Genomic DNA, 15,328 nt, shown 5'->3' with positions numbered 1-15,328 from the left:
TGACCTTTGATAACTTTTTTATAGTAAAAAAGAGGAGCCCATCAGTTGCCTATCCAAAGCTAGATGACACATCTAACGGTTGGAAGGCGTACTTACAGGCCCTCTTTTAGCAATGTTAATCCAAGGCTATCCTAGAGCTGCTGAAAAGCACCTCGGTCTAAGGCATAGCCAGTCGTCCAATGGCTCTCACGATAGTAAATAAAGAGCTGGCTATCTAATAGCTCATCAATTGAGGCTGCTGTTGGCAGGCCTGCTAGGTCAATAAAATAATCTCCCGGAAGAAGCTGATGTAGCTTTTCCATTAAGGCGGTATTAACAGCTGTCTTTGCTGCTGGTAATTGACTAGAGATTGATAAGCCCTTAAAGGCTTTGAGGTCAACGTGCTCTGACTCTAAGACTGATTTTAAGGCTGATTTGATCAAGCCTAAGCTATATTCAGCATCTAAGGCCTGATCGCCTGAGGACAGGCTGTTCATCGCCAATACATATAATGGACCTGTTGTCTTATCCTGATAAGTAATAACAAGCTGATGGTTTAGCAAATCAGCTAAGTCATCATAAGTACCAGTGTTCTCAAGAGTAATGTAATAAGTCCCTGTGAGCTCTAAGTCCTTGATTGTCTCTAAAATCTTGCCTTGGATTGCTTGATTTTTTTCAGTTGTTGCCGCTGTTAGACCACTATTTGTAATAGCAAAGCTCTCAATCTCCTTGGTAGCTGTATTGGTCTCTTTTAGAATGGTTAAAATACCGTCTTTAAGCGCTAGAATGTCATTTCTAACCGGTGCTGCAATGGGGCTAGAGATATCTTCAAAGAAGCGATAAGCAGAGCCGCTGACAAATTTATTGGCCTGTCCACTACTCTTTCCATAGGTGTCTAAGGCAGTTATTCTAACAAATCGACCTGTTGTTGGTGTAAAGCTGACTGTTTTTAGCTCAGTATTTTGCTTCCAATCAGTGCTATCGACAACCGTTGTCCAGACCTTACCGTCTGAGCTGATGTCGACCTTTGCAGAATGGATCATACCATTAACACCTCCTGGGAGATAGGCAATAGCAGAGAAGTTTTTATCGTCCTTAAACTCAACAGTATATGACTTGTCCTCAGTAACCTGATTAAATAAGGTATGCCATTGGGTAGCCATATCTCTACCATCTACCATGTGCTTGCCAGATCTGCCTGATTGCTCATTAGCATAGGTCACCGCCTGAATATCATCAATCGAGATGTAGTGCATTGTAGCATCAGTGCTGTCTGTGGTAAAGGTATAAGTAACGCTGTCACTTGCTAGACTGGTACCATGAGCCTGATAGCGAGCAAGAACTGTGATGTTGTCATTGAAGCGCTCTGTGCCATCATAAGCCTGCCAAGATTGTCCATTATCTAGACTAACCTCCAAATACTCAATAGCACCAATCAAGCGATTTTCCAAGTCATTGCCATAAAGGCTGCTGTTAGTCGGTGCTGCTGCTTTTGTCAGGTCAATCCTATAGGTAGCCGATACCGCGTCAAAGCCAACTAAAATACCGTCCTCTACATTAAGCTTAGTCAAAAGATCATCACTAAAAACGATAACCTTGTCCTTGGTTTCAAGCCATGTTTTTCCATTATCAATAGAATAGCGGACTGTCAAATCTGTATCCTGATAATTCTCATGCAAACGAAGGGTCTTGTCATCAAAGCTAAAGCTTGCTGTTTCGATTGGATTGCCCGTTAGGATATAGTTGGCGATAATTCTAACCTCATTAGATTGGAGCACTTCCTTATCAGTTGCTGTTTTGGCTGCGATTAGGGCGTTATAGCTCAGTAAATCTAGCTCAGCCTTAGCTGCTTGATCGCTGATATTAGGCGTGATACGCTTGATAGCCTCTACCATGACCTGTGGATAGTAGGTGTAAGCTGCAATGACACGCCTTCCTAAGTCCAGCCAGTCCTGATCTGTTTTTTGGCCATTTTTTGCATAGGCCTCTATCAAGCCATCGTAAGTATCTAGATTAAGCTCTAGTACATCTAAAGCCTTACTGTAGGCCTCAATCTGTTGATCACTGCCAGCCTTGTAGACATTAGCGATGAGATTATAATAAAGCGATTCCTTAAACTTATCGTATTGGTTTAAGGCTGCTTGCGCCAGTAGCATGTAGCTAGCGTTTTTATGAATGTCATTGTAGGATTTTAGGCCCCAGCCAAGCAAGAGTCTAGCCTCTGTTGCTGTTGTGGTTCCCCAACGAGAATAAGAGATTGCCCAGCGATTACCATAAACACTGTCTCTAATATCCCAAATCCCGTTGCCCTGATCATCTTGACGGTAAACCAAATAAGCCTCGTGACCTTTTTGATAAATATTGACCGCTGGAATACCAAAGACCTCATTGACTGCTACACCTAAGTTTGATAACCCCCAACAAATAGCTCCTTTTTCCATCAGCATCCAGATCCGATGACGATTGTCATAAGTAACATTAAAGGCATCGTCATTGAGGGTGCCAACGAGCTGGTATTTTTCTGTCCATTGAGCTTGATTGTCAGCGCTGCGCATGTCTGCACCACCATAGCCGATGTTTTTGTATTTCGTATAAGAGTAGCCACTGGTATAGCTAGCAACCTTATCTCCATATTTTTGTTCGGCGTAATGGTGCAGCCATAGAATTTCCTCGTCATCTATTTTGGCATCCATAACAGCACGCACCAACTCCATATTGTAGTTGGCGAATTCTTCTTTCCTTAAGAATTCGTTGTCGCGATACAATTCCTTAAAGGCTTGATATTTCAGCACTGGGTCAGAAGCAAGGTAGGCACCACCATAGTTAACCACAAAGGATTTGATCTCCTTGCAGTAAGCAACAGCGGTCGCCAGCATCATTTTTTTGTAGACATAGCCATTTTCCTTGTCCTCTAAATCTGCCTTATTAGTAGCATAAAGGTCTCCTAAGGCGTTCAAGGTTTTTAGGGTAGAGCCGTTAAACATCGAGCCTGCCTCTAAAAACAGTGACAGAGCGTCCTCATCTGACAATAGCCAATCAAGAGCGACCTTGACCTTTTCATTTTTCTTGACAGCAGATTGAATGGTGTGGTAGCCGACACGATTGACAAATTCGCGCTCAAGCACTAATGCCAAATTGTCTGGATTATCATAATTATCTGTGACACTGTTCTTGCTGAGAAGGGCATCATACTCTTCAGTTGTCTTTAGCCTGTCATAAGACACCTCGCTTGATAAATCATAATCTGTCTTGAGCAACCTGAGATCTGCATAAACAGAGTGGTCATTACCGTTATTTTTTAGTGAATTTGCAATTAGCTTTACATATTTAGCACCTGTAATGTCTAGGTCAACATAAACAGCCTCACTAGCTCCAGTTACTGTACCAGTTGTCACCAGGCTTTCCCAATTTTTCCCGTCCTTAGACTTATAGATGTTAAAGCTAACACCGTCGCCCTTACCACGTCTACTGTAATCAACTCCTAGGTAGGCTGATAGACGTGTGTATTCATTGGAGTATTGTTCAACATCATAATAAAGCTGGGAAGGAGCATGTACAGCAATTCCCTTATCAAATGCAAGCACCTCGCCATCAACTACTAGAGTAATGGTGCCACCGGCAGGGTTTTTGTCCTGTAAAAAGCTGCCATGCCCAACCTTGGACGGGTTGACACGTGTCTCATCTGATAAGTAGATATAGTCCTTAGTTTCAGTCTTATCGGTGGTCTCTACTGCTTGTGATACTTCTGTCTGCTCCTGATTTGTGGTTTCTTCGGTGGAAGCCTCAGTAGCTTGCTCTGCTGTGGCTGCTTGACTTTTAGAGTCATTTGCTTCAGTATTGGCGGTAACTGTTACGGACAGCGTTTCTGAGGATCTCTCAGCTGCTGTGTCTTGCGCGGCGGTTGTTGATTGGTCAGCTGTTTGTTGATTGGCAGCTTCCTCTGCTTCTAGCGCGGTTGCTGTAGCTGCACTAGCTGTTGCTTGCTGCTCATCAGCAGAAACGGTTGTCAGCCCCAGTGTTAGAAATAGGGTTGCAACCAAAACAGAAGCTGTGCCTGTTTTAAAGGTTTTAATGGCAAAGCGCTGCTTACCATCAGTATAGGGTTTGAACATGGGGTCTTCTCCTTTAAACATAAAACATTTAAGCAAAGTAAAGACTGACCACCAACCATTACAGTTGATAATCAGTCCAACAAAGATATCGTACTATAGGAAATTAATTAAAGGGGGAAAATCATCGCCTACAGTTAATTTGATTCTTTGCGTCTTGACACAATAGCAAGCTGGCCTGCACAAGCAATAACTGCAAGAGCTGCCGCTGTAAAGAATGGGTTAGCTCTATCAGCAGTTGCCGGAAGCACTTGCTGCTTATCAGCTGCTTTCTTGTCCTCCTTCTTAGCTTCAGGCTTAGATTCTGGTTTAGGCTCTGGCTTAACCTCAGGATCTGATGGTTTTACTGGATCCGCTGGGTCGATTGGATCGACCGGGTCGACTGGTTTAGCAACCAAGGCTGCCTTGGCATCTGAGAGGGATTTCTTAGCATTTAACACCTTAACCAAGCTGTTAGTAATAGCTGTCGGTTCTGTCTCCTGAGCATAAGCTGTCTCACCCGCTGCTGCGACCTCCTTAGCCTTAGCTAGCTGGTCTGTATAGGCTTGAGCAGAAGCTGCTGTATATGGAGATAGGTCTAGATTTTCTCCGATAAGAGCATTTAATTGGTCTAAAGCAGAACGCAATTTTGCCTTTCCTTCTTCGGCAATCGCAGCCTTTACCTTTAAAATAGTATCAACAACTGAGTTTGTTTCTGTAGTGTAGCGCTCTAGCTCATAAAGGGAAATTCCCTCTCTCTTCTTATCATTGCTAACAGTTCTATAGAAGGTGCCTGCTGCTTCAATGGCCTTATTGTACAATTCCTTCAAAGACTCTGATGTCAAAGCAAGGTTTGGATTTTCTCGGTAAAGCTCTAACAGCTTAGCCAAGGCTTGATCTAAGGCTTCATGCGCTACAGCAGTCTTAAGCGTCGTAAGAGCTTGCGTTAAATCAGCCGTAGCCTTGTTAACGTCTTCTTGTGATGGGTTAAATGAATTTTGAAGCTTAGCTGCCGCTGCAAGCTTTTGCACAAGACCGTCATACGCTTCTTTAGGATACTCTTTGCCATCTGTTAACAATGGTGTTGCTTGATTAACAGCAGTATTTAAGGCAGTAAGATCAACAAGACCAGAAACAGCGGAGTCAATAGTCTTTTGTGCTTCATTTACCTTTGTTTGATCAGGGTCACTGTTCAAATAGGTTTGACCAAGGAAAACTGATTCTTGTAAATGTTGTAGTGATTCCTCAGAATACGTTCCCTCAGGAGCCTGTAACTTTTCGTTAGCAGTAGCAAGAGATTGTTTTAATTCAGTTTTATCGCTCTTAGAATTTTGTAAACTAGTGATAAAGTACTTCCTAACGTCTTGTTTTCCGTAGTATACTCGAACTTGGATAGTATAATAACCTCCTGGTACACTATATTCACTTGAAGCTAAAATATCATCATTTAAAAGCTTTTGACCATTACCACTATAGAATTCAAACCATATATCAACACCAGGAGCTGCTATGATTCTTGGTTCCTTTCCATTGGTAATAAAATCAAAAGTCTCTCCCTCACTAACCCTTCCGTTACTATCTTCACGAGTGACTGTAATTTGACTCATAAGATCTGAGATAGTAATTGGTTCTCCTAATTCAACTGCATAATTTTTGGGCATATCTATATGCCAGTTCACATGTTGACCTGTTTGTGGATCAAATGCTTCAATCTTTTCTTCCGCCCCTACTGTTAAAGCGCTATCAATATTATCCGACAAGGCAACCAGTCCTGTGCTGAAAACTAATCCAACAAGACCGCAGCCCTTAAGACACCGTTTCGTGAATTTCTTCATTCTTCTTTTTCCTTTTCTAGAGCCCTAGCAAGCTCGAACAATAGCAATATGTGTCATATCACAGCTACTATCACTAGTAGCTGCCACTCTGATATTAGCCTGATTGTGACACTCAAATATCACTTATAATTTACAAAAAATTTCAAGAAAAGTCAAGATACAAACGGGTTTTTTGTTAAATTTTTTAAAAATATAACAAAGATAAAGACACCAATCTGGTCTATAACATTTTTTATTGTCAATAGTGATCGCTAAAGGTTTTTCAGCCAACAAAAAAGAGCGAGTCTCTAACTCTCTCTTCTAGACTTTGTACCATATCATCAGCTACACGAGCAGTCAAGATCAAAAAGGCCAGCTCTCAATAGTCTGTGTCCTTGCCCTGCTTCGTCTGACAGCTAGGGCAAACACCATAGGCTATAACTGGAATACGGGTGACCTTATAGCCTGTTTGCTGGTGTGCTTCCTTAGCGATATCCATCACATCTACGTCCATAAAATCAGCGATTGTCCCGCAAACCTCACAAACAACATTGACATGCTGATGTCCCATAAAGTCATAATAGGTCGTCAAATCATTACTAATTTTCAGCTCAGATACAAAGCCCTCATCAACAAGAACCTTCAAATTATTATACACCGTAGCAAGGCTCATATTAGGGTATTGAGGCTGTAAATCACGATAGATTTTATCTGCACTGGGGTGCTCAGTGGACTGAATCATGTACGAAATGATCGCCTTACGCGTCTCGGTAATACGAATATGCTTGTCACGTAGATGCTCTAGGACATTTTCATAGGCATTTAGAGCTTGCTGATGTGAATGAATGTCCAAGCTTACAACCTCCTCCTTTTGTAACTGTGGCGCTAACTAGCAGGAATCTTGATCCTGCTTAGTGATCAGCTGTAAATAGTCAATCTTGATACAGTGATTCATAACAATGTCAGCTTTGCCTGCTAAGCGCAAAAGCTTCTCAGCTTCCTGATTATACAAGCCAAGCTGCGCCCAAAAGACCTGAGCCTGACAAGCTAAAAAGTCCTGAGCAACCTGAGGCAAATACTCACTTCGTCGAAAGACATTAACAATATCCACCGCAAAAGGAATAGCCGCAAGGCTAGCATAAACGACCTCTCCTAAAATAGACTGACCTGCCAGCTTGGGATTGACAGGGACAATCCGGTAGCCCTTAGCCTGCATAAACCTAGCCACATCATAAGCAGCTGTGGTCTGACGATCAGATAAGCCAACCACTGCAATGGTCTTGGCAGATTCAAGATAAGAGGCGATAGTCTCATCAGAGGGATTTTGAAATGTATCAGTCATCAGTTACTTCCTTTTTTATCAAGCACACCTAACAGCACATCAACAACAGAGAAAGACAGTAGCTGCTAGCATGACATAGCCAACCATCTGGCTAACAAGCTCAAAGAAGGCTCTTCCTAGCATGGCATGTTCTGCCGCTTTTTCTCTTCATTATAGCATAAGTTTTTAAAATGAGGAACACAAGAGATAATAGTAGCTACGACAGAGGCGCGAAACAGTTATTTCCGAATGATAATATCAATTAAAGTAGGCACTTTTCACATTTTTCCCATAGTAAAATCTATAAAAAATAAGACATATGCTTGAAATAGCTGAACATGAAATATAAAAAAGCTTTCTTTTCTTACTTAAAATCCTTCACGCGTCTATCATGTAACAGCAGCCAAGCAGGCTGCCACTTAACACCAGTGCTAATCTAGCCTACTTGGCCTCATACCAGCTCTTGCCAGCACTTTCGTCCACACGCAGCGGAACTGCCAGATTGACAGCTGATTCCATTGTTTCTTTGACCAGCTCTTTAACAGCCGCTAGCTCATGGTTTGGCACCTCAAGTACAATCTCATCATGCACCTGAAGCAGCATTTTGGTCTCAAAGCCACCAGCTACTAGGGCTTGGTCAAGATTTATCATCGCAATTTTGAGAATATCAGCTGCACTGCCCTGAATTGGCGAATTAATGGCTGTACGCTCCGCAAATGAACGAAGGTTAAATTGACGAGAATTGATATCTGGCAATTGACGACGACGCTTAAAGAGCGTCTCAACATAGCCCTTATCCTTGGCCTCACGCACAACCCTTTCCATGTAATCCTTGATACCAGGATAGCGCTCAAAGTAGGTGTCAATATAAGCCTTGGCCTGCTTTCTTGGAATTCCAAGGTTATTAGACAAGCCAAAGTCAGAAATTCCGTACACAATGCCAAAATTAACAGCCTTAGCATTCCGGCGGTCATTGGCAGTGACGTCCTCTGGCTTTTCAATGCCAAAGACACGCATTGCCGTTGAGGTATGGATATCCGCCCCCTCTTTAAAAGCAGCAATCAAATGCTCATCTCCTGAAATATGTGCCAAAACACGCAATTCAATTTGCGAATAATCCGAGCTAAGCAAAACAGCGTCATCATGAGATGGGGTAAAGGCCTTACGGATCAAGCGCCCTTGCTCCAGACGAATCGGGATATTTTGCAGGTTAGGATCAACACTGGAAAGTCGGCCTGTCTGGGTTAAATCCTGTAAATAGCGGGTGTGGATCCTACCATCAGCCATGATGTAATCCTGCAGTCCAATCACATAGGTTGATTGCAGCTTAGTAATCTGGCGATAGTCCAAAATCTTAGCAACAATTGGTGCGATTGGCGCTAAGCGCTCCAAGACATCAACAGCCGTTGAATAGCCTGTCTGGGTTTTCTTTGTCAAATGAAGAGGGAGCTGCATTTTCTCAAAGAGTATCACTCCTAGCTGCTTTGGAGAATTAATGTTAAAAACCTCACCAGCCATCTCATAGATCTCCTGTGTCAGCTCCTCAATGACCACCTTATTTTGCTCTGCCATTTCCTGCAGGCTATCTTGATTGACAGCAATGCCTTCGATTTCCATTTTCGCAAGGACATTGGCAAGCGGCAGTTCAATGTCAGTGTAGAGATCAACCTGCTCATGCTCTGCCAGCTTATCAAGCATGACTGGTCTACTATCCAGCAAGACCTGAACCTTACGCGCCAGATGTCCTAACAAAACAGCCTTGTCAGGCACAGCACGCTTGACCCCCTTACCATAGACAACCTCATCTGTATCCAGTGATATAGTGGTATAAAGACGTGCCAGAGTAGCCATCTCATTGTCCTCTACAGTTGACAAGAGGTAATTAGCTAAGCGGGCATCATAGCTGGCAGCCGGCAAATCAAGCCCCAGATGACTAAGCAGAACCTTACTGCGCTTAAAATCATAGGTAGCAATCGGCTGCTCAAGAACCTTTTTAAAGAGCTTTGTAGTGAGGAGACTAATATCTGCTGAAGCATAAATCTGGTCTTGGTTGCCCCAAGCAAAGCCAATCAGCTCCTCGCGGTGATAATTATCCCTCAAAGCTTCAAAATAAAACACCGTATCGTCTGAAAACATGTCCGCCCTTATGTCAGTAACTTCCTGATAAGCAATCTCAGCTACCGGCTCCTGTGGCAACTGACTAGCTAAGGCATTTTTTAGTTGAACAAAATCCATCTCATCATAAAATTGTGACAAGCGATCTAGATCTGGACCCTGATAGACAATATCCTCCAATCCAATCGTAATCGGAGCGCTAGTGTTGATAGTAGCAAGTGTCTTTGAGAGGAAGGCCTGCTCCTTATCATGAAGCAGGTTTTCCTTCATTTTTGAAGGCTTGAAGCTATCAATATGCTCGTAAATCCCCTCCAAGCTTCCATATTCGTGCAGGAGCTTTAGACCTGTTTTTTCCCCAATTTTGGTCACTCCTGGAATATTATCAGACTTGTCTCCCATGAGCGCTTTCAAGTCAATGAATTGCTCTGGCGTAAGCCTCATTTTGTCCATAAGGTAGGCTGGGGTAAACTCTTCAAATTCAGCAACTCCTTTTTTAGAAATCTCAACAACGGTATTTGCATCTGTCAGCTGAATCAAATCCTTGTCACCACTGACAATAGTCACATCAAAAGGAATCTCTGTACGCTCTGCCATTTTATCAAGCGTTCCGATAATATCGTCTGCCTCGTAATGCTCTAGCTCATAAAAGGCAATACCAAGCGCTCCCAGCATATCACGAATATAAGGAAACTGCTCCCGAAATTCATCAGGGGTCTTGGCACGTCCTGCCTTGTAATCAGCAAAAAGCTCTGTCCGAAAGGTTGTTTTACCCGCGTCAAAGGCCACCAAGACATGCGTCGGCTGAACACGCTTCATCATGTGGTCTAGCATCAAATGAAAGCCATAAATCGCATTAGTGTGAAGACCGCTGTGATTTTTAAAGCGGTCAATCTGGTTATAGAGGGCAAAAAAGGCACGAAAGGCCACTGAGGAGCCATCAATCAAAAGTAATTTATTCTTGTTTTCCATGCCTTTATTATACCACACAGTGCCCTGCTTTGCTCTGACCAGCTTCGCTTTTTGCAAGCACCAGCAGGTAAAGCAGCATACCCGTAGCTTGATCAAAAGGTCCAATTTTGCTTTATCAGCAAAACATTTCTACCAAAAAAGAGACTGAGATAAAAAGAGTGACACTTTAGAGATTCTTAACTAATATCCTTTGTTATCTAATTCATTAACAAACGAACAGGCCTAGTTTTCAAAATCTCAGAAAACTAGACCCGTTCGTTTGTTCTATTTGGGATCAGACTTTATTCCAACCTCCAATTGATGACATCATCTGTTATACGATGACTTTCCTCAACTGATATGGACGGAAAGCCTTCTGCAAAATCCATGATTAGGCTAAGCTCCATTTAAGCGAGCAACCTTATGACTGAGTCCATTTGGCCACCTTATCAGCATGACTGGCCACCCATTTCTTGGCTGCGGCTTCTGGTGTCATGCCCTGATTGATGTCAAGCATGACAGCCTCCATATCCTCTTGAGTCCAGTAAAAGTGATCAACAATCCTATGAACAGCTGGCAGATCGGCCTTTAGGCCCTTACGTGCAATGGTATTGATATTTTCCTTTGAACCAAAGGTTTTCTTTGGATCTGCCAGGTATTTCAAATCGTACTTAGCAAATATCCAATGAGGAGACCAAGCCGTCACAACGATCGGCTCTTTTTTCTTGATGGCTTGATCAAGTGAGGTGGTCATAGCACCTGTTGAAGCAGCAACGAGCTCCCAATCTGCCAAGTTGGAATAGGCCCTTTGCGTCTTATCAGCAGCAGTCATAATACCAGCTCCCGGTTCAATCCCAATAATCTGTTGATTGGCTTGGTCAGAAAGCTCCTCTATGCTGTTCACATCGCTCATATAGGCTGGCACAGCAAGTCCTAGCTTTGTTCCCTTCAGGTTAGGGCCAAGGTTGTCCAGCTTATCCTGATATTTTTGATACTGCTGCTGGTGGGTCACTGGTAACCAGGCACTTGTTGAAAAGTCTGCATCGCCATTTGCGATGGTTTGCCACATCACAGCATTATCAAGTGGCGTCAAGGTGACCTGATAGCCCTCATCTCTTAAGACCTGAGCGATAACATGAGTAGAAGCCACCTCAGAATCCCACTGCACATAAGCAATGGTCACCTTTTGCCCCTTGTCTGATGAGCTTGATGACATCGCAGCAAAGCCACGTCCCAAAGCTGACAACAAAAAGACAGCTAAAGCAGCTAGACCAAGCCATTTCTTGGTTTTGCCAGTCTGCGTCCTTTCTTGTGGCTTACCGTTAAAATGCTGGGTCATACGATCCAAAATAATCGCCAAGATAACAAGAGCCAAGCCACTAACAAAACCACGCCCAATATCAGCATGCTGCAAGGCCGATAGGACCTCACGTCCAAGACCTGGAGCACCAATCATTGAGCCTGTCACAACCATTGATAGAGCCAACATCATGGTCTGATTAACACCTGCCATAATCGTATGCTTTGCCAAGGGTAATTCGACCTTCAGTAATTTTTGTTTAGGGGTTGAGCCAAAGGCATCTGAAGCCTCAACCAATTCTGTCGGAATATGACGAATCGCTAAATTGGTAAAGCGAACAGTCGGCGGCAAGGCAAAGATAACCGACGCAAAGACACCAGGGACCATACCAATGCCAAAAAAGGCTACAGCCGGAATCAAATAAACAAAGGCTGGCATGGTCTGCATAAGGTCCAGCATTGGATTAATCACCTGGTGAACAGTCTTACTTTTAGCCATCCAAATGCCCAAGGGAATACCAAGCAAGACAGAGATGAGGCTTGCTACCAAAACCAGCGTAAAGGTATTGATCAACTCTGCCCACAGACCTTGGTTATAGACAAATAACAGACCCAGGAGGGTAAAGATCGGCAAAGGCCATTTTTTTCTTGCCAAGAAAAACATCGCACAGGTAACCAATAGCATAAACAGTAACGGATTGATAAACAAAAGGGTCTGCGTGATCCAATCCATCAAAGTATTGCCCACAAGCTGCAGCAGATCAAAGAAGCCTGAAAAGGTTTTTGTCAGCCACTCAGTTAGTTGCTCAACCAGCTGTGCCACTGGTAGAGTTGTTTGTAATAGGTTTTCCAAAATACAGTCTCTCCATTCTAATTAAGGTCGTCATCTGGAATATTAGCCAAGGCTTCAAGGACACGCCCACGAATAATAACCCCTAACAAGCGGTGCTGCTCATCTGTCACTGCAATTGGCGCAGAAGAGTCATAAATCAAGGGCAAAATATCCGTAATAACAGTATCCTTTGAGACCGTTCTGACATTACGATCAATAACCTCTGACAAGGGGAGCTTTTTCTGACGTGCTTCAATCGCTCCGTCTGCTGTTAGGCTTCCTATTAGCTGACGACGACGATTGGTTGCCATGAGCATAGACACCTCCTCATTGTGCATACGATTCAAAGCCACCTGTGGACCGTCCAAATCAACTGTCGTTGTGATAGGCTTAATCATAATATGCTGAGCAGTCAGCACCTTTGAGCGGTCAACGTCCTCTACAAATTCACGAACAAAATCATTGGCCGGATTGGTTAAAATATCCTCACCTGTCCCAATTTGCATGATCTGACCGTCCTTCATCAAGGCAATACGATCACCAATACGCAGGGCCTCATTCAAATCGTGACTGATAAAAATAATGGTCTGCTTCGTCGTCTCCTGTAACTCTAACAGCTCATCTTGCATGTCACGACGAATCAAGGGATCTAAGGCAGAAAAAGCCTCGTCCATCAACAAAATCTTGGGACTGTTTGCCAAGGCACGCGCCAAGCCAACACGCTGCTGCATACCACCAGACAATTGATCAGGGTATTGGTCCTTGACCTCAAGAAGCCCTGAGTGATCAAGAGCACGCTTTGCAATCTCTCGACGCTCCTGCTTTGGTACCCCACGCAGCTCCAAGCCAAACTCTGTGTTTTCCAAAATCGTCTTGTGCGGAAAAAGAGCAAAGCTTTGAAAAACCATATTAATATCATGCCTGCGAACCTCTCTGAGCTGATCCACAGACATTTTAGAAATATCCTTTCCTTCTAATAAAATAGAGCCTGTTGAGGGCTCAATTAACCGATTAAGCATACGGACAAGCGTTGATTTGCCGCTGCCTGAAAGTCCCATGATCACAAAAATCTCGCCTTCCTGAACCTCAAAGCTGGCATCATAGACCCCGACAGTAACTCCTGTCTTCTTAAAAATAGCGCTCTTACTTTTACCAGCCTTGACCATTTCAAGAGCTGCTTTTTGTTTTTTGCCAAACAATTTACTCAAATGCCTGACCTCTAAAATAGTTCCCATTCTTTTCCTCTCTTGTTCTCTTCCTTGATTAAAGCTAAATTAGCTTAATAGATTTCTAAAAGTGCCACCACAATTTTAAAACAATGGGTCACTTTTTGCTTAAAAAAAGAGTCTGCCTAAACAGAACACATTGATTATACAATATATGGTCACTTTTTGTCAAGCTGGACGCTTGCTCCCCAAGTATCAGGATCGTCCTAAGTAGTGATATCACTAGTCAACCAAGCACTTAACAATCCTGAGCAGACCACAGCAAGCAGGCCTTTCTGACACTTAGCGCCTTGAGAGTTTACCCAGCAGCCTCCTCTAGCTGACTTGATTGACCTATCTGACTCTTGTCCTGCAACCAAACCAATGCTTAGACTGCCAAGCAAGCTCCCAATAGCAATAAGAGCTGCTAAGCAAAGCATTAGCTTGCTTTGACCATATAGCTGCTAGTCATGTCTAATAGCACTCTAGATAAATCAAAAGCCCCACCTAGCAAGGCTAGATGAGGCAAAATAGGTTTAGAGAAGGGCTTTAAACTGAATATTTGAGTCTTCCAAGAAGCAATCGTCAAAGCCACGTGGGTGATGGTACTCGATACGATCCTGATCCTGTGGATAGGTGTATTTACCACCAACCTCCCAAATGAATGGATGGAATTGGTATTGCAAGCGTTCCTTACGCATCTTCCAAAGCTCTAGGATTTCATCAGTTGAGGCCATGAAGTTTGACCAGATATCATAGTGAACTGGAATGACAACCTTGGCGCGGAGATTTTCTGCCATACGAAGTAGGTCAATAGAGGTCATCTTATCCTGAATACCGATTGGATTTTCACCATAGTTGTTCAAGACAACATCAATATCGTAGTCACGTCCATGCTTAGCAAAATAGTTTGAGAAGTGGGAGTCTGCACCATGATAAATGGTTCCTCCCGGTGTTTCAAAAATGTAGTTAACCGTTTTGCGAGCTAATTCTTCGTCAGTCACTGGGAGTCCTGCCAACTCACCGCCATTTTCCTCAGCGCCAGCAACTGGCAAGGTAACGATACAGGTACGGTCAAAAGATTCAACAGCAGTAACCTTGATATCCTTGAATGCAAAGCTATCTCCTGGCTTTACCACGATGATACGATCCTTTGGAACACCCCAGCTCTCCCAAATCTTGCCGCACTCATAAGGGCCGACAAATTTGACATGGTCAAGCTTTGGATTGTTGATAATGGCTGCTGCAGTATTGATATCAATGTGGTCACTATGATAATGAGACACCAAGTAATAGTCTAACTCATTAATCATAAAGGGGTCAATAACCATTGGCTGAGCTCTTAGATTTGGTTGAAGCTTGCGAACTCCTGCCATATTGGCCATTTGGTGACCACGAACCATGTCTTTTACTTTTTTAGTTGCCTTTCCACGATTGGACCATAGGTCCATGACAACATTGGCACCACCCGGTGTTTTAATCCAGATACCGCAGTTACCTAGCCACCACATAGAGAAATTTCCTTCAGGCACTACCTCTTCTTCAATTTCTTCGTTTAGCCAGGTTCCCCATTCTGGGAAGGTGCTAAGAATCCATGATTCACGAGTTATATCTTGTACTTTAGCCATTATGTTTCCTCCAAAATGAATTTTTATCTATACTCTAAGTATAGACCTTCTTTATTCTCATAAAAAGACCAAGTGTCACACATTCTTGTGTTCAAAACT

The 15,328-nt window shown here is 43.2% G+C and carries 9 protein-coding genes; all 9 read right to left on the bottom strand.

Annotation, left to right across the window (positions count from 1 at the left end; translation table 11 throughout):
- Positions 1 to 131 precede the first annotated feature (131 nt).
- On the bottom strand, positions 132 to 4,091 hold the full coding sequence (locus tag I2432_RS01095; protein WP_206158923.1) for an NPCBM/NEW2 domain-containing protein: 3,960 nt from the start codon (positions 4,089 to 4,091) through the stop codon (positions 132 to 134).
- A 134-nt stretch (positions 4,092 to 4,225) separates the two neighbouring features.
- Positions 4,226 to 5,902 (bottom strand): FIVAR domain-containing protein, encoded by a 1,677-nt coding sequence (locus I2432_RS10395; protein ID WP_206158922.1) that lies wholly within the window; start codon positions 5,900 to 5,902, stop codon positions 4,226 to 4,228.
- A 358-nt stretch (positions 5,903 to 6,260) separates the two neighbouring features.
- On the bottom strand, positions 6,261 to 6,734 hold the full coding sequence (gene perR / locus I2432_RS01085) for a peroxide-responsive transcriptional repressor PerR (RefSeq protein ID WP_012677286.1): 474 nt from the start codon (positions 6,732 to 6,734) through the stop codon (positions 6,261 to 6,263).
- A 36-nt stretch (positions 6,735 to 6,770) separates the two neighbouring features.
- Positions 6,771 to 7,223, bottom strand: coding sequence for a CoA-binding protein (locus tag I2432_RS01080; RefSeq protein ID WP_206158921.1), 453 nt, complete (start codon positions 7,221 to 7,223; stop codon positions 6,771 to 6,773).
- Between the two features lie 420 nt (positions 7,224 to 7,643).
- Entirely contained in the window at positions 7,644 to 10,286 is a 2,643-nt protein-coding gene (polA, locus tag I2432_RS01075; protein ID WP_206158920.1) for a DNA polymerase I, read from the bottom strand.
- A gap of 400 nt (positions 10,287 to 10,686) precedes the next feature.
- A complete protein-coding gene (locus I2432_RS01070; RefSeq protein ID WP_115250252.1) occupies positions 10,687 to 12,417 on the bottom strand; it encodes an ABC transporter permease/substrate binding protein in 1,731 nt (576 codons plus the stop codon).
- A gap of 17 nt (positions 12,418 to 12,434) precedes the next feature.
- Positions 12,435 to 13,631 carry a quaternary amine ABC transporter ATP-binding protein gene (locus tag I2432_RS01065; protein WP_115250251.1) on the bottom strand — a complete coding sequence of 399 codons (1,197 nt, stop codon included), beginning with the start codon at positions 13,629 to 13,631 and terminating at the stop codon, positions 12,435 to 12,437.
- 197 nt (positions 13,632 to 13,828) lie between these two features.
- Complete coding sequence (locus I2432_RS01060) at positions 13,829 to 14,041, bottom strand: hypothetical protein (protein ID WP_043039979.1); 213 nt, start codon at positions 14,039 to 14,041, stop codon at positions 13,829 to 13,831.
- A gap of 96 nt (positions 14,042 to 14,137) precedes the next feature.
- Positions 14,138 to 15,229, bottom strand: a complete 1,092-nt coding sequence (gene ulaG / locus I2432_RS01055) for an L-ascorbate 6-phosphate lactonase (RefSeq protein WP_043039978.1) — start codon at positions 15,227 to 15,229, stop codon at positions 14,138 to 14,140.
- Positions 15,230 to 15,328 lie beyond the last annotated feature (99 nt).

This window comes from Streptococcus equi subsp. zooepidemicus (assembly GCF_015689395.1).
In the GTDB taxonomy this organism is placed as follows: Bacteria; Bacillota; Bacilli; order Lactobacillales; family Streptococcaceae; genus Streptococcus; species Streptococcus equi.
The sequence above is the reverse complement of the archived record's forward strand: the minus strand, read 5'-3'. Positions and strand labels throughout refer to the sequence as shown.